The following is a 20,395-nucleotide window of genomic DNA, read 5'->3' on the forward strand; positions in this document are numbered from 1 at the left end:
GAAATGCTGAAAGGGAAAAGGCAATACAAAGTGGCAGGCATTATTCTGAAATGCTTCCTATAGAATATCAGGTAAGTGACAGGTATTTAAATTTATATAAAGAAAAACTTGAAATGTATAAGAAAAAATTAGCCTATTGTGTTGGGGTAATGTCAGAAAAGATATTGAAACATAAAGGTGAAAATGTAGTACTTGTATCATTAGCAAGAGCTGGTACTCCAATTGGAATATTAGCTAAAAGATATATAAAGCAAAGATATGATTTAAATCTGCCTCATTATACTATATCAATAATAAGAGATAAGGGTATTGATGAAAATGCAATAAAGTATATTTTAAAAAATCATGAGGGAATGAAAATTCAGTTTATAGATGGATGGACTGGAAAAGGAACAATATGCAATGTTTTAAAGGAAGCTTGTGAAACTCTTTTTTCAAAATATAATATAAAACTTGATGATAGTCTTGCAGTTCTGGCAGATCCAGCTGGATATTCAAATGCATTTGGAGTGAGAGAGGATTTTCTTATACCTAGTGCATGTCTGAATTCAACAGTATCTGGTCTTGTGAGCAGGACTGTTTTAAGAAGTGATCTTATAGGAAAAGACGATTTTCATGGAGCTAAATATTACAAAGAATTGAAGGAATTTGATGAATCTAATAAATACATTGATACAATATCCAATGAATTTGAAAGCGAATATTCGGATATAGACAAGTATATAAGTACTTGGGAAAAAGATGAAATAACAAAATTAGGAGCAGATGATGTTGAAAGTGTAAGAAAGTATTTTGATGTTCAGGATATAAATTTTATAAAACCTGGAATTGGTGAAACAACAAGGGTGCTCCTCAGAAGAATACCGTATAAAATACTAGTTAAAAGCTTAAAAGATCCAGAACTTAATCATATTTTTGTTTTGGCAGAAGAAAAGGGTGTACCAGTTCAGGAATATCCTTTACAGGCATATAAGTGTTGCGGAATAATTAAAAATATGAAAGATGTGTAGAGGAGAGAATTAATGATATATTTTAGTGATCTGGATAGAACGTTAATATATTCAAATAAATTTATAAATGATGAAACAAAACAAATATGTATTGAAGTTCTTGATGGAAAAGAAATTTCATATATGTCACCAGAATCTATAAAGATATTAAGGGATATATTAAGAGAAAAAAAATTTATTCCTACAACAACAAGAAGTATTGAACAATATAAAAGAATTATGTTTAAGAATAATGGTATTGATTTTGAATGGAGCATAGTATCCAATGGAGGAAATATTCTTCATAATGGACAAGTGTTTAAGGAATGGAATGAAGTATTGAAAAAAAGATTAGAAAGTTGTGTAAGTCTTAAAGATATGATGGAATATTTCAATACTAATTATTCTAAGATTGAAGGCATAATTAAAATAAGAGATGTAGATGATATATTTTTTTATATTGTCGTAGATAGAGAAATTTTTAAAGATGTTTTATTAAATTCATTTGAAGAGTATTTAAATAAATCAGGATGGAATTTATATGTAAGTGGAAGAAAAATATATTTTATTCCTAATGTAGTTACTAAAGAAGCCGCGATTGAGTATTTGTGTAGATATTTAAATGATATGGAATTTGAAGCTCTTGGAGATTCAATAATGGATATAAATATGCTCAAAGCCTCTAAGAAGGGATATATTCCAGGAAAATCATATCTGGCAATTGAAAATGAAGATAAAGAACACAGTTTTTATATTAGTGAAAATGAAGGATTTAAAGGCATAGAGGAGATTCTTGAAATTATAAACAAAATATAAAAATTAAATAATAAATTTATTTATTCTTAAAATTATTCTTAAAAAAAACTAAAGAAAATTAAATATTATTGGAATTTAAATCAAATACTGATAAAATAAAAATATGACGATAAAAAATAATTATCTATGCTAAAAATAGATGATGGGAGGATTTTTATGGGAATAGTACTAAAAAAAGGTCAAAAAATTGATTTAACTAAGAATAATGCATCATTAAAGAAAATATTAGTAGGATTAGGATGGGATACTAATAAATATGATGGAGGATATGATTTTGATTTAGATGCATCTGCATTTTGTTGTGGAGAAGATGGAAAAGTTCATAATGATTTAGATTTTATATTTTATAATAATTTAAAACATAGTTCAGGTGCAATTGAACATATGGGAGACAATTTAACTGGTGATGGAGATGGAGATGATGAACAGATAAAAATTGATTTATCATTAGTACCAGAAAATATTTCAAAAATAGATTTTACAGTAACAATTAATGAAGCTGTTGAAAGAAATCAAAATTTTGGTCAGGTTTCGAATGCTTATGTAAGAATTGTAAATTCAGAAACTAACGAAGAAATACTAAAATATGATTTAGGAGAAGATTTCTCAATAGAAACAGCAATAGTAGTAGGAGAAATTTACAGACATAATGGAGAATGGAAATTTAATGCAATAGGAAGTGGATTCCAAGGTGGATTGGCTGCATTATGTAAAAACTTTGGTTTAAATGTTTAATATTATAAATAAATATTCGTAAATAGAATATAGGAAAAGACGTTATGAGTTAGTATACATAATGTCTTTTCTGAAATATTAAGGTTTTAAGGGAGGAAAATGCAAGATGGCTATTAATCTGGTTAAGGGACAAAAAATAGATTTGACAAAAGGCAATTCAAGTCTCACTAACTTATTAGTAGGATTAGGGTGGGATCCTGTAAAAAAATCTAAAGGGTTCTTAGGATTACTTAGCAGTGGTCCTGATATTGATGTTGATGCATCTGTATTTATGCTTAGAAATGATAAATTTGTAGATAAAAAAGATTTGGTTTTCTTTGGAAATTTGCAAAGCAGATGTGGAGCTGTAAGGCATACTGGTGATAATATCACAGGTGATGGCGACGGTGATGATGAGCAAATTATAGTTGATTTATCAAGAATTCCTAAAGATGTTAATAAATTAGTTTTTGTAACTAATATTTATGATTGTGTAAGGAGAAAACAACATTTTGGAATGATTGAAAATGCATTTATAAGAATTGCAGATAATAAAACTGGGAAAGATATTGCAAGATATAATTTAAGTGATGATTATACTGGAAGCACTGCTTTGATTGTAGCAGAAGTTTACAGACATAATGGAGAATGGAAATTTGCAGCAATAGGCCAGGGTACAAATGATACAGGTCTTGGTGATATGATGAAAAGATATATTTAAGGAGGTATATAATAATGGGAGTAGTATTGACAAAAGGTCAAAAAGTTGATTTAACAAAAGGAAATAAAGGATTAAAAAATATAGTTGTAGGATTAGGATGGGATGTAAATAAGTATGATGGTGGATTTGATTTTGATTTAGATGCAGCAGCATTCTGTTGTGGTGAAGATAAAAAAGTTCAAACTGATGCAGATATGATATTCTACAATAATTTAAAGCATGCTTCAGGTGCAATTGAACATATGGGAGATAATTTAACTGGTGCTGGAGATGGAGATGATGAACAGATAAAGATTGATTTATCAGCAGTTCCAGCAAATATTGAAAGAATTGACTTTACAGTAACAATTCATGAAGCTGAAGAAAGAAAACAAAATTTTGGTCAAGTTTCAAATGCATATGTAAGAATTTTTAATGCAGATAACAATGAAGAACTTATAAAATATGACTTAGAAGAAGATTTCTCAATAGAAACAGCAATAGTTGTAGGTGAATTATATAGACATAATGGCGAATGGAAGTTCAATGCAATAGGAAGTGGATTCCAAGGCGGTTTAGCTGCACTTTGCAGAAATTTTGGACTTAATGTTTAAAAGTTGATATAATAGTCAATAAATAATTAATGAATAAAAACTTTTGTGGTCTGTTAATTTAGGCTGCAGAAGTTTTTTATAAAATTATAAAACAGAGGTAATATAAATGAAGTATTTTAATGAAAATATCGGATCTGTATTAGAAGATTTAGATGTTAACACGGAAAGTGGGCTCGATTCTTCTTCTGTAAAACAAAGAAATGAAAAATATGGAAGGAACGAGTTTACACACAAAGAAGAAGGCAGCATACTAGATGATATCAAAGATGCAATAATGGAGCCAATGATGCTCATCCTTCTAGCTGCTGCATTAATAAGTGCACTTATAGGTGAATATTATGATGCTGTTGGTATTGTTATGGCAGTAGCAATAGGTATTGCAATTGGAATTATAACAGAAGGAAAATCTAAAAAAGCAGCAGAAGCTCTATCAAAAATGACAGAAGACATAGTGGTAAAGGTTCTTAGGAATGGACAGGTGTGCCAGATAAGTAAAAGTGAATTAGTTCCAGGTGATATAGTTTATCTTGAGACCGGAGATATGATTCCAGCAGATGGAAGATTTATAGAAACTATCGATTTAAAGATAAGAGAAGATATGCTTACAGGTGAATCTGATGATGTAAAAAAAGATGCACATGCAATAGTTCAAATGGAAGAAATTGAAGCAAAAGATGGAAGTAAGAAAATTCAAGATCCTATTCCTGCAAAGCAGATTAATATGGGATTTGGAGGAACTTTAGTAGCTTATGGGAAAGCTACAATGGTGGTAACTACTATTGGTGATAATACTGAAATGGGTAAAATAGCTCAGAATCTTCAAGTTGAAGATGAAGAAACTCCTCTTCAAATTAAACTTGGAGGCTTAGGTGGTACTATTGCAAAAGTATCGAGTGTAATAGCAGCATTGTTATTTATTTTTATGGTTACAAAACTTGTTATGTCTCATTCTCTAAATGTGGATACATCAGGAATTCTACCATTTTTAAATTCTATTGATCAAGTAAAGACAGCTTTTGTTGTTTGTGTTGCATTAATTGTTGCAGCAGTACCAGAAGGTCTTCCAACAATGATCAATATGACACTTGCAATTACAATGCAGAAAATGGCAAAGATAAATGCCCTTGTTACAAAGAAAGAAGCTTGTGAAACTGTAGGTTCAGTAAGTGTAATTTGTTCAGATAAAACAGGAACATTAACTCAAAACAGAATGACAGTTGAAAATCTTTATTTAAATGGTGCTTTTGTAGAAAGTGCAGACAAGATAAGTGATAAAAATTTTATAAATAACTGTTTGATAAATTCAACAGCAGATATAAGTTTTGAAGGTGATAAATGCAATTATCTTGGTAATTCAACAGAATGTGCTTTGCTTTTATATTTAAAGAATTATGATTATAAAAAAGCCAGAAAAGAAAGTGAAGTTATTCACCAAATGCCATTTAACTCAAAAAATAAATTTATGGCAACAATCTTAAATGATAATGGAAATTCAATTCTTCTTGCTAAGGGTGCTCCAGAAATATTATTAAATAATGCTGTAAATGAAGTTGTAAATGGTGAAATAGTAAAACTAACAGAAGCAAGAAAGAAAGAAATTGTATTAGAAATTAAGAAACTTCAGTCGAAGTCAATGAGAATACTTGCATTTGGCTTTAGAATGATACAGGAAGCAGAAGCAGAAGTTGCTGCCACAGCTGATGTAAGTATTTTAAATCCTCAGTCTATAACTGAAAGCAATGGATTGGTATTTAATGGATTTGTTGCTATTAAAGATCCGCTAAGACCAGATGTTGCAAATGCAATTGAAACAGCAAGAAAAGCTGGAGTTGAAACTAAAATGCTTACAGGAGATAATATTAATACTGCTGTAGCTATTGGTGATGAGCTTGGAATGCTTACTAAAGGTAAAAAAGCTGTTGAAGCAACTTATATTGATACATTATCAGATGATGAATTAAAAGAAGAAATTAAAAATATTGCTATAGTTGCAAGAAGTAAGCCAGAAACAAAAATGAGAGTTGTTAGTGCTCTTCAAGCAAATGGTGAAGTAGTAGGTGTTACAGGAGATGGTATTAATGATGCTCCAGCACTTACAAAAGCTGATGTTGGTATTGCAATGGGAATATCAGGCTCAGAAGTATCAAAAAATGCAGCAGATATAATTCTTACTGATGATAACTTTACTACAATTATTCATGGCATTAAATGGGGAAGAGGAGTATATGAAAACTTCCAGAGATTCATTCAATTCCAGCTTACAGTTAATATTATTGCATTCTTAATTGCTATTGTTTCACAAGTATTAAATCTTGATATGCCATTTACTACAATTCAGCTTTTATGGGTTAATATCATAATGGATGGACCTCCAGCATTAGCTTTAGGATTAGAACCAATAAGAGATAAAGTATTTGATAGAAAACCTGTAGATAGAAATGCAAGTATAATAACAAAAGGTATGATTACATCTATTGTATTGAATGCTTTATATGTGACAAGTATATTATTGATTCAGATGAAGTTTAATATTCTTGGTGCATCTACAGAAGTTGTAGGAAATGCCAGTGAAATGGAAACAGTATTATTTGCATTATTTGCATTCAGTGCATTGTTCAATGCATTTAATTGTAGAGAATTTGGAACTGACAGTATAATACCTAACTTATTGCAGAATAAGTTAGCGCTTCAAATTATAGGTATTACAGCTGTAGCACAAGTAATATTTACTCAGATATTTACTCAATTCTTTAGTTCTGTAGCATTATCAGTTTCAATGTGGGGAAAAGTAATAGCACTTGCATTCATGGTAATAGTAGTTAATGAATTGGTTAAATTTGTATTAAGATTATTTAAGAAATAGATAATATTTTTATTCAAGAGGTTGTTTAAAAACGCCTCAGGGAACTCTGAGGGTTCCCTGAGGTGCTTTTTTATTTTATAGGAAGTTATATTTAGGGACAGGCTATGGATAACTTTTGAAAAAGGCGGAAACACGCAGCCTGCGAAGCAGATTTTTTTATTCCTTAATGAGGAGGGGGAGAAAAGGTGTCAATAATAATAGGAATAGATTTAGGAACAACAAATTCAGTTGCAGCTTATATTAAAAGAGGAAAAGTTGAGATTATTCCAATAGAAGGGAAAAATACAATGCCATCTGTAATAGCTTTCAGAAATGATGAAATTATAGTTGGTGAACAGGCAAAATCGAGACTTTTAATTGATCCTAAAAATTGTATTGCATCAAGTAAGAGGGAAATAGGAAGAGATGCACATTATAATTTAGGAGGCAATATATTTACTCCTGAAGATGCGGCATATAGAATTTTGAAGAAAATTAAAGAAAAATCAGAAGAATATCTTAGCGAAAATATTAAAGAGGCTGTGGTAACAGTACCAGCTTATTTTACATCAGAACAGAGAAAAATAACTAAAAGTGCTGCTGAAAGGGCTGGATTTAAAGTATTAAGATTAATGCCTGAACCAACAGCAGCAGCTTTGGATTATGGAATTGACCAGAATAAGGATCAGACAATAATGGTTTATGATCTTGGGGGAGGCACATTTGATATTTCCATAATGAAAGTTAAGGACAATGATTTTGAGATACTTGCAGTGGATGGTGATTCTCATCTTGGTGGTGATGATTTTGATGAAGTTATAAGTGGAATATTATATCATCAGGTTCAAAAGGATTTAAATGTAGTTTTGAGTCTTCAAAAAGATAGAAAATATATTTCTGCAATGACAAAAATTAAGGAAGCAGCAGAAAAAGCAAAAAAAGATTTATCAGATATGGAAGAAACAGAAGTGATTATCCCTAATCTTATAGATGATTATTGCTTGGAAAAAGTAATAACAAGAGAAGAATTTGAGGATCTTTCAAGAAATCTTGTAAATAGAACAATAGAGAAAGTAAATAATGCATTAGAAAGCATACATTATACAGAAAGGGATATAGATAAGGTGATTCTTGTTGGAGGGTCTACTAAAATGCCTATAATAAGTGAGACAATCACAAGAAAAATAAAGGAACCATATATGTCTGCAAATGTTGATGAGGTTGTAGCAAGAGGGGCAGCAATAATGGCAGTCAATCTTTCTTCTCCAGATTATCAGGACAGAAGTGGAATTGATTTGAGCAAGAAGATAAATATAAAAGAAAAAACAGTTTTTACTTATGGTGTTGATATGCTGGATATGAAAGACAATTTAATATTTCAACCTATAGTGAGAAAAGGTTCTTTACTTCCAGTACAAAATGGAGTAATTGGTGCAACATCAAAGCCTTTTCAAAGAAAGGTATTGTTTAATGTATATAGGGGAGATAATATAAATCCTTCAGAAAATGAATATATAGGTGAACTTATATTAAAGATAATAGAACCCCAGGAAAATGAAATTCCAGTTTTGGCTTTATTTGATATTGATGAAAATATGATAATAAGGTTTAGAAGTGTTGAAATACCTATGACAAGAGAGTTTATGGAACTTGTGGAAATGAATGATATAAACAGAATAATAGCATATGTAGAAATGGGAAGACTTAAACCAGTTGAAGTATTAATTGATACACATGATCAAGGAAGGTAAAAAAATTAATATACGCAAGTTATATAGAGGTGATTATATATTGCAAAAGAAAGCAGGTGAGGATTATATAATGTGTAATAATGATAATAAGAATTCTAAAAATGATAGTATGGAAAATTCAGTACCATCAGAAAGCAGTGAAAATCAATTACATGAAGAGGAAAAAATAACAAGTGAAATTACAGAGGACAAGCTAGTTAAGGAAACAAATAAGAAAACAAATAATACAAATGTGTCAAAAACTGATTCGATTTTTGAAGATTTGGATAAGAATGATGAAAATAAAATATCTGAATTGGAATGTAAAAAAGATGATGATAAAATCTCTGCTTTAGATTTAAATCTTTATAAAGAGCAGATATATGATGACAAAATAGCATATGACAGAAATGTATGGAGTTATAATGATTGGCGATTAAAGATTAACGAACTCATAAGAAATAGTAAAAAAGCGTTTGATAATGTACATCTTAGTATAGAAAATTTTAATAATCATATGAAAGAAAACTACAGAGTTGATACCTTAGAAGATAATAAACTTATTGAAAATAGAATAAAAGGTATCAATATGATTGATAAAATGAGTAGAAATGTACTTTCAAATGGTATAAATAAAATTATCCAAATAGACATAATGCAGTTTAATGAAAATCAGATAAGAGATGATTTGATTGATAAGAATGAAAATGAAATACGTAATATAATGAACGAAAATTACAATATAATTACCAGTGTTTCAGCAGAAAGATCAAATTTGATAAATAAGTATTTTGAATTTATACAAAATAGTATTCTCCCAATAATAGATGGAATAAATTCAGGTATAAACTTTATTAAAAATGCTTCTAATGAAGTTTTAAAACAAGATATATTTTCTGAATATTTAGAGTTAAAGGGATTATTTGATAAATTTCTAGATGAATGTGAAATAAAGGAAATTGATATTAATGTAAATGATGCAATTGATTTTGAATTTGCAGAGGTTCTTGATATTGAAGAAACAGAAGATCCATCTCTTGATGAAAAGGTTGAAAGTGTAATAAGAAATGGATATGAATATAGGGAAGATGTTTATGGAACTGGACATAATTATGTATTGAGGCAGGCTCAGGTTATAGCATTTAAGTTAATATCAAAGTAGATTCTTAATAAGGATATTTTATAGATAAATTTTATTTTAAATAGGGTGGGATAAATAATGAAATATGATGCACAAAATGCTCCAGTTATAGGTATAGATTTAGGAACAACATATAGTTCTGTAGCAAGATGGACAGGCAAGGAAGCAGAGGTATATAGTCCAAAAGGAGAAAGATGTATAAGGTCAGTTGTTTATTATGATGAAAAAAATAATAAATATATATATGGAAATGCTGCATTTATGAGTGGAATTTTAAATCCAGATAATGTTGTAGTCGGTGTGAAGAGAATGATGGATGATAATACAATAAAGATAAAGTTAGGATCAAAAGAACATTCACCAATAGAAATATCATCAATGATTTTAAAAAATATATATGATAATATACAAGGAATGTTTCCATTAGGAGTGTACAATGCTTCAGGAGTAGTTGTTACAGTTCCGTATTATTTTAAAGCACATCAGCTTCAAAATACAGCAGATGCAGCCAAAATGGCAGGATTAAATTTGACTGGAATAATACAGGAACCTATTGCAGCAGCTTTTGCATATGGACTGCATCATTCAGAGGAAGGAAAAATCAGAGATGAAAATATTATGGTATTTGATCTTGGAGGAGGTACATTCGATTTAACAATAATAAACATAAAAGAAAATGCTGAGGACATTAATTTTAATGTAATAGGAATAGGCGGAGATGATAGATTAGGAGGACTTGATTTTGATAAGGCCTTTATGGATTATATTATAGAAAAAGAGGGGATTGATTTTGAGACTGTTAAGGTTGAAAAGCTAAAAAAAATTGGGAAACAGAAACTTTTAGATGCTGTAATAAGAGGTAAGGAAATGCTTAGCTCTACAGATGTCACATATATTGCAGTGCCTGATGTAATTCCTGGAGTTCATATAGATTCTGAATATACAAGAGAGGATTTTGAAAAATCAATAGAAAAATACATTGAAAAAATAAGAAAGATAACTAAAGAGACTATGATAAATGCAGGAATATCATCAAGTGACATAAATAAAGTTATAAAAGTTGGTGGTTCAAGCAAGATTTCAATAGTGGATGATATAATAAGAGAAGAATGTGGAGATGGTAAAACATATTCAGATATTGATCCAAGTCTATGTGTTGCACAAGGGGCAGCAATTTATGCAGCATATCTTGCAAATGAACTTGATTTTAATAAGAAAATAACGATTGGAACAGCTGTTGCACATTCACTTGGTGTTGAAGATGGAGATGGAAACTTTATTGTACTCATAGAACAGAATTCAAAAACTCCTGCAAAGGAAACTTTGACATTTACTACTGATGAAGATAATCAGACAGAAATTGATGTTGAGGTTTATCAAGGAACTGATCCAATTGCAAAGAAAAATTCTCATGTTGGTACTGTAAGAGTTACTGGATTAAAGCCGTTTCCTAAATACCAGCTTGAAATTAACATAACATTTGAAGTTGGAAGTTCTCAGGAGGTTAAGGTTAACATTCAGGAAGAATTAAGTGGAATAAATAAGACAGAAGTATTGAAGCTTGTATAAAATTAAAGAGTCATTAGCATTGCAATAGATGTTTTAATAAGTTCTGTAGCAATGGAATTTTTTAAAGAGGGTTATATTATGAAAAGTATAAATGTATATTTTAATAGATGTTTTACAGATACATCAGAGATAATTAAAGAATTAAAGAATAATAATGACAATATAAGTTATAAAATATATATTTCTCATCCAGTGAGAAATATAAGGCTTGAAGAAAGTGCAGATTATTATGAACTTGAACCAGAATTTGAAAAGAGTGAAGATTATGCAGAGTATTGCATAAATTTTTGTATAAATCATGATATTGATGTATTTGTTCCAAGGTATAGAGTATCAGAGCTTTCTGGATATTCTGATAAGTTTAATGAGTTAGGAATAAAGACGATATTTGTTGGCAGCAGGAAATTATATGAATTTATTGATAACAAAGCAGCCGTATATGATGATTTGAAGGACGAATCTATTATAAAAATACCTCCATATAAAATGATAACAAATTATAAAGAATTTTTAGATGGATATGAATATATAAAAAGCAAGGGATTTAAAGTGTGCATTAAACCAGTATCAGGAATTGGAGCAGAAGGATTTAAGGTGATTAAGGAAGGGACTTCTCTAATTGATGAACTTAGATTTTCATCTTTTCAGATTTCTTATGAGCGTTTATGTGAGATACTGAATAGCGTGGAAAAAATAGAACCTATGCTTATGTCGGGATTTCTTCCAGATGATGAATGGTCAATAGATTGTCTTGGAGATAACGGCAGACTTGTTGATTCAGTTACAAGAGTAAAAAGTAATAAATTTGAACAGATAGTAAGAATTGATGAAAAAGCTGATAAAATAGCTGCAATATTAACTGAAAGATATAAGTTAGATAACTTATTTAATATACAATTTAAATTGAAAGATAATGAAATTTATCTTCTTGAAATAAATTCAAGAATGTCAGCAGGGATTTTTAAATCTTGTAAAATAGGAATAAATTTTTTACATAAAGCCATAAAAAAAGCATATGGTGAAAAATTAGAAAGTGAAAAATATGAATGTAATAAGATAAAAGTCAGAACAGAAAATGTTTATGATATTTATAAATTAAATAGTGATACAGTAAAGAGAAAAGAAGAAATTTTAGTATAATCATATGAAGATTTTTCATATCAGTAGAAATAGAAAATACATATTATGAGTGAATTTTGATTATATAAGATTATAATTATGAAATATTCACATATATTAAAGAATTACTGCATAACAAAAATTACGATGTTATGTAGTAATTTTTTATATATGTTTGAAATAATAGAACTACATAATAATTAAAGGAATTTTACAGGAATTTCATCATTTATTGTAAGTTCTCAATTACACATTATTAATTGTATAAATATTATTGTTTCTATATTTATATATGAATTAAATCAGCTCTTGTGATAAAATCTGATATTTCATCTGAATTTAGGTAAACATCTCCAATAAGACCATGAGATCTATATTTTTCATTTGATATATGAAAATCAGAGCCGGCAGTGTAAAATATATTTTTTTCTTTAGCAATATTAAGGAAATACTTTGTATCAGTTTCAGTATTTGAAAAATACTTAGCTTCAATTCCATCAAAATTCAATTTTATTATTTCATCAAAATCATTTTTAGGAAGAAGAACAGGATGAGCTAAAACAACATTTGCACCAAAAAATTTTAAAATTTCAATTCCATTTTCTACACATAATTTATCTCGTCTATAATAAGTATTAAGATAACCGTGGAGAAGTTTTTTTACAGAGTCTATTTTGTGTTTTTTTACACAGTTCAATACTTTTATAAGAAGTTCATCGTTATAACTATCATCTTTAAAATACCCTAAAATATGGACTCGTGTATTGTTGTATTTAGTTGAAAGTTCAACACCTGGAATTACCTTTACTCCTATATAATTTCCACATTTAACAGCTTCATTAAGTCCAGAAGTTGTATTGTGGTCAGTAAGGGCTATAATATCAACTCCTCGCCTCTGAGAGAGCATTACAACTTCGCTTGGAGTACAGTTTCCATCAGAAGCTGTTGAATGAATATGAAAATCACCTTTTTTATACATATTTAAACTCCTAAATAAATTGTGAAATGTTTTGTATTTTAATATATGAAATAAATTTGTGACAAGGAACAATTATAAAAAAATATTTATTTTTTACCTCATGATGAAAAAATTATTCTATTACGACATGTAAATATTGGAATGATTTTTAGCGTAAATACAATAAAAACTAAAAATATACATAAAAATATATGGAGCTAACCCATTGATATGAGTAGGATGGAACAATATCATACTGGAAAATGCATCAGTTATGTAGCTATTTGGAGGAATATACGAATAATTTAATCTGTTGTATATAGAGAAGGATTAAGCATAGTCGAAAAATGTCGAACATATGTTACCATAGAGTCACCGGCTGATTCAAGAAATTTGAATAAAAGAAAAAGAATCACAAGCAGCCAGTTATAACACAGGAGGAGAAAAACTAATGAAAAAAACTTTTTTAAGAAAGAAGCTTATAAGTGCAGGAGTTGTAGCAGCAACAATAGGTGCCTTAGTTCCATTAGGAGTATCTGCGAAAGGAAAAATTGAAACTTTAAACTATAATCAAAAAGCAGATGAAGAGATAGTTGCTTATGAAAAATCAACTGATAATAAAATCTTTGAGGAATTGAGCACTGAGGAAAATACAGGAGTTGAAGAAAATTCAAATAATTCACAAAAATCAGTATCATATTCTAATAGATGTGGAAAACAAGGAACAATACTGTTAAAAATTAATGATGAATTGTATTGTTTTGATAGAAGCGGAAATGTTAAAACAGGATGGATAAAAAAATCAGGAAAATGGTATTATGCTGATAATGACGGGAAAATTCAGACTGGGGTAATAAAAATAAATGAAAAAATTTATTATTTTAATAAATATGGGGTTATGCAGACTGGAAGAGTAAGAATTGAAAATAAAATTTATAGATTTGCTAAAAATGGAGAATTAATAGGAAACGATGTTCCTGATATTAAAAAAGAATTTGATTCAAACAATAATTTGATTATTAAGGATAACGAATCTGTTGATGATAAAGAAAATACTGGAAATAATGAATCGACAGGAGATGAAGGGAATGAAATAGAAAAACCGGAAGAAGGAACTGAAATAGAAAATCCAGACAATAATGAATCAGGTAATAATGGATCAGATAGCAGTGATATTATAATGCCTGATGAAAAACCAGATAGTAAACCAGAGGATTCTGAAACAAGTGGTGATGTGACAGAAAATGAAAATAAACCAGGGAATTCAAATGGACAGTTAGAAGATAATAATATTTCAAATGAAAATGGATCTGGAAGTATTGGGAGCATAAGTGTCGAAGGACTTCCAGCTGTAAAAGAAAAATATTCAGTTAAAATTGAAAACAGTGCAGAAAATAAAATTCTGGAACTTATGAATCAAAAGAGAAAAGAAGCAGGACTTAATCCATTAACAATGGATAATACATTGTTGAGTGTTGCAAGATATAAAAGTAACCATATGATTCAAAATGATTACTTCAGTCATACAAATCCAGATGGGACTCAATGGACTAACTGGCTTAAAACAATAGGATATAAATATAATGCTACAGCAGAAAATATTGCATACAACAGCTATGATCCAGTAGAATTGTTTAATCAATGGTGGAATTCTTCAGGTCATAGGCAAAATATGATGAATCCATCTTATACAAAAGTTGGTATAGGAGTAGTGTATGGTAATGGAAAATATATGGGTACACAGACATTTTCTAATTAGAGTTTAACATGATTTTAATTAAAAACATTGAAATAAGCAGAGTTGTTGTGTTTTTACAACTCTGTTTATTTTTAAATATACATATATTCCAATAATGAAATTACATAATAGTAAAGAAATCTTGAAAAGATTTTATCACTCATTGTAAATTGATCATTGTACATTATTAATTGGAATATATAATAGAAACAGCTATATCTGAATTAATTGAATTATTATTGATTAATTTTATATCAGGAAGCATTTTTGAGTCTGTTATATTCACACAAAGCAGTTCACCTTTGGAAAGTGTAAAAATTTCATCATTTATGATGGAATTTATATCAGAATTTAGAGGATGTATACAGACAGAAACAATAGTGCTATTTTCTTGAAGTACATATTGGAAATCAGTTTGTGAATTTGATGGTATGTTGATGTGATCTAATTTTCCATCATAGTTTTCTCTGGTCATTAAATTTAAAACTGAACAACGCCCTTTTGTTGTTGTATTCCAATCGCCTATAAAAAAATCTTGATCAAAGGGTTTTATTGTTTTTGAATATTTATCTTTATGTATAAGAGTTACTTCACCATCTGTAACCATTAAGTGTCTTTTGACTCCAGGAAGAGTGCTGAAATTTGATGTGTCAATATCTATTTTTGCACATCCCATTCTCCATAAAAAATTTCTTTCTGCAAATGATGAATTTTCAGGAAATGTAATCAGTTCTGATGCCATACCTCCTGACCAATATGTTGGAGTGAAATTGTCATTTTTTATTAATTGTATATTATAATTCAAAGTAAAAACCTCCATTAATAATGTTTGAGTTTATTATAACATTAAATGTACGAATTTACATTTTTATAATATATTATTGAAAATACAGTGTTTATATTAATTTTAGAAGCAAATATTAATTGTATTGTATACAAGTTATAGTGTAAAATTAAAGTTATATTAAGTATAAACAGAGTTTAGCATAAGTTAATAGGATAACAAAGATTATAGAATTAAACTAAAGAAAAATACATTTAAGGTGGAGAAGCATAGTGAAAAATAGAATAATAACTGATAGCTGTATAGACATTAATAAAGAGATTTTTGATGATGCAGAAAAGATGGAGAGTGTTCCTTTTAAAATTGTCATTGAAGATGAAGAGATTATTGACAAGAATATTGATTTAGATGAATTGAGAAATAAAATGAAGGCAACGAAAAATAAAATAATAACTTCATGTCCTTCACCTCATGATTTTTTTGAAGCATTTAAAAAGTGTAAAGAGAATTTTGTGGTGACTATCTCAGAGAAACTAAGCGGGTCTCATAATAGTGCACTGTTAGCAGCGGAAATGTTTTTAGAAGAAGTTCAAGATGGATTTATTCATGTATTTGATTCAAAAACAGCAACTGCGGGAGCAAGTCTTGTAACGTTAAAAATTAAACAGATGATAGAAGAAAAAATAGATAATAACAGTATAGTAGATGAAATTAATAAATATATAGATCAAATGAAAACATTTCTAATTCCTGTAAAGTTAGACAATTTAGCTAAAAACGGAAGGATAAGTAGTAAAAAAGCATTTGTAGGATCATTGCTTCAAGTTACACCTATAATGTGTGATAATGGGAATGGAGAACTTGTATTAAAGGAACAGGTTAGAGGAAGAAAAAAAGCTTTTAATAGGTTATTAGAGATGATAGGTCAAGAAGGTGATGATTTTGAAAGCAAGATTCTTGCAATATCACATGTCAATGCAAAAGAAAGAGCAGAAAAATTAAAAGAAGATATAAAAAGAATGTATAATTTCAAAGATGTGGTTATTTTTGAAGGAGGAGGCCTTACTACAGTTTATGCAGATGATGGTGGGATTGTAGTATGTTATTAATTTGTTGATAACAATATAACTGCTATTGCATAAGAATTATATTTTTATATTTGATGAACACAGTAGTTCTTGGTTTTATGCTTAAAATTTGAATGGACAAGAAAAATATGTTAAAATGATAACAACCTTACATGAAGAGTTTTTATCTGAAGGAAAAGGTTTTATAGAAAGTGAAGTCGTTCTGATTATATGAGGGGATTATCCCAAATAGCAAGGCGGTTAGTTATAAAATTTTTGATATTAGTATCTCTGCGCCTATTTTTAGGGCAGAGATTATTTTTTATTGGATTATATGTATATTGCAATTAACAATTACAATTTATAATAAAAGGAAGAAATCTTTGCAAGATTTCTTTGATAGCTTTATATATAGAGATTTTAAATGTAATTTTAATTTTGCAATACATATATTAAAACAATTAAAAATTGTATTAACAGGAGCGATAATATGGAAACTAGAATTGCACTGATTGGAATTATTGTAGAAGATTTAAATAAGACAGAAAAATTAAATAGTATTTTACATGAGTATAGTCAATATATAATTGGAAGAATGGGAATTCCATATAAAGAAAAGGATGTATGTGTAATAAGTATTGTTATTGATGCAGGTAATGATGTTATAAGTTCTTTGTCAGGCAAATTAGGGATGATTAAGGGAATCAGTGTAAAAACAATGTATTCTAAAAAATAACAATTAAGATAATACTTATAATGGTGCTTTCCGCTGAATTTGAGATGATAGTGATTAAATCAGGATGAGTTATGCAGGTAAAATATTTTTAGAAGAAAGAAGTGTTAAAAAATGTATAACGTTATGTCCAGTGTGGCAACTGAATTTATTAATGATGAAGAAATTTTATCAACTCTTGAATATGCACAGGCTAATAAAAATAATAGGGAACTCATAAATGAGATAATAGAAAAGGCTAGAAATTATAAAGGATTATCTCATAGAGAAGCTGCTGTACTTCTAGAATGTGAGTTAAAAGATAAAATAGAAGAAATATTTCAGCTTGCAAGAGAAATAAAAGAGAAATTTTATGGAAATAGAATAGTTATGTTTGCACCTTTATATCTTTCTAATTACTGTGTCAATGGATGTTTATATTGTCCATATCATCATAAAAATAAACATATAAGAAGAAAAAAACTTACTCAGGAGGAGATAAAGAAGGAAGTTATAGCACTTCAGGATATGGGGCATAAAAGACTGGCAATAGAAGCAGGAGAAGACCCTGAAAATAATCCTTTAGATTATATTCTTGAAAGCATAAAGACTATTTATAGCATTAAGCATAAAAATGGAGCTATAAGAAGAGTTAATGTAAATATAGCTGCTACAACTGTTGAAAATTATGCAAAACTTAAAGAAGCTGGAATAGGAACATATATATTATTCCAAGAAACTTATAATAAAAAAGCTTATGAAGAACTGCATCCAACAGGTCCTAAGCATAATTATGCATATCATACAGAAGCAATGGATAGGGCAATGGATGGAGGAATTGATGATGTTGGATGTGGAGTATTGTTTGGATTAAATCTGTACAAATATGATTTTGTAGGTTTATTGATGCATGCTGAACATTTAGAGGCTGCAAAAGGGGTAGGTCCACATACAATAAGTGTTCCTAGGGTAAGAAAAGCTGATGATATAAATCCAGATGAATTTGACAATGGAATTTCAGATGAAATATTTGAAAAGATAGTTGCTGTATTAAGAGTTGCAGTACCTTATACAGGAATAATAATATCAACAAGGGAATCTAAAAAGACAAGAGAAAAAGTTCTTGAACTTGGAGTATCCCAGATAAGTGGAGGATCTCGTACAAGCGTTGGCGGATATGTTGAAGAAGAAAAGGAAGAAGATAATTCTGCACAATTTGATGTATCAGATAACAGAACATTAGATGAAGTAGTAAATTGGCTTATTGACCTTGGATATATTCCGAGTTTTTGTACAGCATGTTATAGAGAAGGAAGAACAGGGGATAGATTTATGACTCTTGTAAAGGCTGGACAAATTTCAAATTGTTGTCATCCAAATGCCCTTATGACATTAAGGGAATATCTTGATGATTATGCAGAAGAAGATACAAAGGAAAAAGGAATTAAGCTTATAGAAAAGGAACTTTTTAATATTCCTAATGAAAAGGTAAGGAAGATTGCAGAAGAACATATATATGATATAGATGCAGGAAAGCGCGATTTTAGATTTTGATAAATAATCATAAAAAGAGAATTTCAATGATATGCGTTGAAATTCTCATTAGATTCAGATTTTTTTAGTTATAGAACAGGTCAAAAGAAAGTTTACACAAAATTTTTTAAACACCCATGAAACAGAAAACATTGTATTAATGCTATATCTATAATGTTTCTGAAGGGTATTTTTTTAGTTTATATTGAAATAACAGTTTCTCTTTCTATTAAAGTGTTATTTAATATGATTCTTTTACTGAATTTATTGTCACAATTAATTTTTTCTATGAGGAGCTGAGCGGCATTAGCACCTAGAAAAAACATATTTTGATCCATTGTTGTTAACTTGGGTTCTACAAATTTGCTTAAAGGAATATTATCATATCCTATTATAGAAATCTGATTAGGAACTTGAATTCCTAACTTTTTACATGCATTGAGAACACCAACAGCCATAAGATCATTGCAAGCAAATACTGCTGTAAAGGAAGGCTTTTTTAATATGTTTAAAAATATATTCATAGTGTTATCCACAGTATCTATAGTATTTCCATTTCCTATGTTAATAATTTTTGAAGAATCAAAAGTTTTTTGATTGTTCATTAATTCTATATAGACTTTTTCTTTTATATCATATGAGTAACTATCTTTTCCTCTTACAAATATGATGTTTTTGTGTCCTTTATTTAAAAGATATTCTAAAGCGGTTTTAGCACCTGAAGCTTCATCATTTGAAACATATGATATATTGGAATTTGTATGTTCTGAATTAATGAATACAATTGGAAGTTTATGAGCAATTGTATCATAAAATTTATTGTTAATACTTTCAGTATCAGGATCAGCAATTATAATTCCAGATACATTTCTTGAAATTAAATTATTAACACATTTTTGTTCTTCTTCATAATCTCCATTTGTACATGCAAGTATTATTGAGAGGGAATTTGATTTTAATTCAGTTTCAATTCCATTAACCAATTCTGTGAAGAACATATTTGTTATACTTGGAACAACTACTCCGATAGTTGTGGATTTTTGTTTTGTAAGTTCTCGTGCTTGCATATTTGGAATATAATTTAATTCATTAATTACTTTTAACACTGTTTCACGAGTTTCGCTTTTTACAGGATAATTTCCATTCATTACTCTTGAAACTGTAGCAACTGAAACATTAGCTTTTTTAGCTACATCTTGAATTGTTATTTTCATAAATTTACCGCCCTTAAATTAAGTTAATATTTATACATATTGCTGCAATTAGCAATAAAAGATGAAATCTTCTCAAGATTTTTTGATATTTTACATATATCCTATGAAATTTGAATATATTTTAAACTTGCAATATATATAGTATAATTAATATT

General features: G+C 28.9%; 17 protein-coding genes. 14 read left to right on the top strand and 3 right to left on the bottom strand.

Translation table 11 applies throughout. The features are described from left to right. The 10 genes from Q0F58_RS07785 to Q0F58_RS07830 all read left to right on the top strand — a co-directional run. Nucleotides 1–1,010, top strand: a 1,010-nt coding sequence (locus Q0F58_RS07785; protein WP_294374640.1) for a cysteine protease StiP family protein, incomplete at its 5' end; no start/stop codon positions are given. Nucleotides 1,011–1,022: 12 nt separating this feature from the next. Then, nucleotides 1,023–1,805: an HAD hydrolase family protein gene (locus Q0F58_RS07790; protein ID WP_294374644.1), complete on the top strand. Its 783-nt coding sequence runs from the start codon at nt 1,023–1,025 to the stop codon at nt 1,803–1,805. A 156-nt stretch (nt 1,806–1,961) separates the two neighbouring features. Next, nucleotides 1,962–2,540, top strand: coding sequence for a TerD family protein (locus Q0F58_RS07795; RefSeq protein WP_294374646.1), 579 nt, complete (start codon nt 1,962–1,964; stop codon nt 2,538–2,540). Between the two features lie 106 nt (nt 2,541–2,646). Beyond that, complete coding sequence (locus Q0F58_RS07800; protein WP_294374649.1) at nt 2,647–3,240, top strand: TerD family protein; 594 nt, start codon at nt 2,647–2,649, stop codon at nt 3,238–3,240. Between the two features lie 14 nt (nt 3,241–3,254). After that, nucleotides 3,255–3,833 (top strand): TerD family protein, encoded by a 579-nt coding sequence (locus tag Q0F58_RS07805; protein WP_294374653.1) that lies wholly within the window; start codon nt 3,255–3,257, stop codon nt 3,831–3,833. Nucleotides 3,834–3,939: 106 nt separating this feature from the next. Then, on the top strand, nt 3,940–6,696 hold the full coding sequence (locus tag Q0F58_RS07810; RefSeq protein WP_294374656.1) for a calcium-translocating P-type ATPase, PMCA-type: 2,757 nt from the start codon (nt 3,940–3,942) through the stop codon (nt 6,694–6,696). Between the two features lie 185 nt (nt 6,697–6,881). Further along, nucleotides 6,882–8,426 (top strand): Hsp70 family protein, encoded by a 1,545-nt coding sequence (locus tag Q0F58_RS07815; protein ID WP_294374659.1) that lies wholly within the window; start codon nt 6,882–6,884, stop codon nt 8,424–8,426. Between the two features lie 40 nt (nt 8,427–8,466). Continuing rightward, nucleotides 8,467–9,567 (top strand): hypothetical protein, encoded by a 1,101-nt coding sequence (locus Q0F58_RS07820; RefSeq protein WP_294374662.1) that lies wholly within the window; start codon nt 8,467–8,469, stop codon nt 9,565–9,567. 57 nt (nt 9,568–9,624) lie between these two features. Continuing rightward, nucleotides 9,625–11,115, top strand: a complete 1,491-nt coding sequence (locus Q0F58_RS07825) for an Hsp70 family protein (RefSeq protein WP_294374663.1) — start codon at nt 9,625–9,627, stop codon at nt 11,113–11,115. A gap of 78 nt (nt 11,116–11,193) precedes the next feature. Then, complete coding sequence (locus tag Q0F58_RS07830; RefSeq protein WP_294374666.1) at nt 11,194–12,255, top strand: ATP-grasp domain-containing protein; 1,062 nt, start codon at nt 11,194–11,196, stop codon at nt 12,253–12,255. A 265-nt stretch (nt 12,256–12,520) separates the two neighbouring features. Here the strand turns inward: Q0F58_RS07830 and Q0F58_RS07835 are convergent, their stop codons facing one another. After that, nucleotides 12,521–13,213 (bottom strand): PHP domain-containing protein, encoded by a 693-nt coding sequence (locus tag Q0F58_RS07835; RefSeq protein ID WP_294374669.1) that lies wholly within the window; start codon nt 13,211–13,213, stop codon nt 12,521–12,523. 430 nt (nt 13,214–13,643) lie between these two features. On the opposite strand from Q0F58_RS07835, the gene Q0F58_RS07840 reads away from it, so the two are divergent. Next, entirely contained in the window at nt 13,644–14,951 is a 1,308-nt protein-coding gene (locus tag Q0F58_RS07840; RefSeq protein ID WP_294374672.1) for a CAP domain-containing protein, read from the top strand. Between the two features lie 166 nt (nt 14,952–15,117). On the opposite strand, the gene Q0F58_RS07845 is transcribed toward Q0F58_RS07840, so the two are convergent. Continuing rightward, complete coding sequence (locus tag Q0F58_RS07845) at nt 15,118–15,735, bottom strand: HutD family protein (RefSeq protein WP_294374676.1); 618 nt, start codon at nt 15,733–15,735, stop codon at nt 15,118–15,120. A 251-nt stretch (nt 15,736–15,986) separates the two neighbouring features. Between Q0F58_RS07845 and Q0F58_RS07850 the strand changes: the two genes are divergently transcribed. The 3 genes from Q0F58_RS07850 to hydG all read left to right on the top strand — a co-directional run bounded on the left by Q0F58_RS07850 (nt 15,987) and on the right by hydG (nt 19,047). Continuing rightward, the gene (locus Q0F58_RS07850) at nt 15,987–16,823 is read left to right on the top strand and encodes a DegV family protein (RefSeq protein WP_294374679.1); all 837 of its coding nucleotides are present in this window, start codon (nt 15,987–15,989) and stop codon (nt 16,821–16,823) included. Nucleotides 16,824–17,271: 448 nt separating this feature from the next. Continuing rightward, nucleotides 17,272–17,517: a TM1266 family iron-only hydrogenase system putative regulator gene (locus Q0F58_RS07855; protein ID WP_294374682.1), complete on the top strand. Its 246-nt coding sequence runs from the start codon at nt 17,272–17,274 to the stop codon at nt 17,515–17,517. A 111-nt stretch (nt 17,518–17,628) separates the two neighbouring features. Further along, a complete protein-coding gene (hydG, locus tag Q0F58_RS07860) occupies nt 17,629–19,047 on the top strand; it encodes a [FeFe] hydrogenase H-cluster radical SAM maturase HydG (RefSeq protein ID WP_294374686.1) in 1,419 nt (472 codons plus the stop codon). Nucleotides 19,048–19,226: 179 nt separating this feature from the next. Here the strand turns inward: hydG and Q0F58_RS07865 are convergent, their stop codons facing one another. After that, on the bottom strand, nt 19,227–20,240 hold the full coding sequence (locus tag Q0F58_RS07865; protein WP_294374687.1) for a LacI family DNA-binding transcriptional regulator: 1,014 nt from the start codon (nt 20,238–20,240) through the stop codon (nt 19,227–19,229). Nucleotides 20,241–20,395 lie beyond the last annotated feature (155 nt).

The organism is uncultured Clostridium sp. (genome assembly GCF_934754915.1).
Taxonomy (GTDB): Bacteria; Bacillota; Clostridia; order Clostridiales; family Clostridiaceae; genus Clostridium.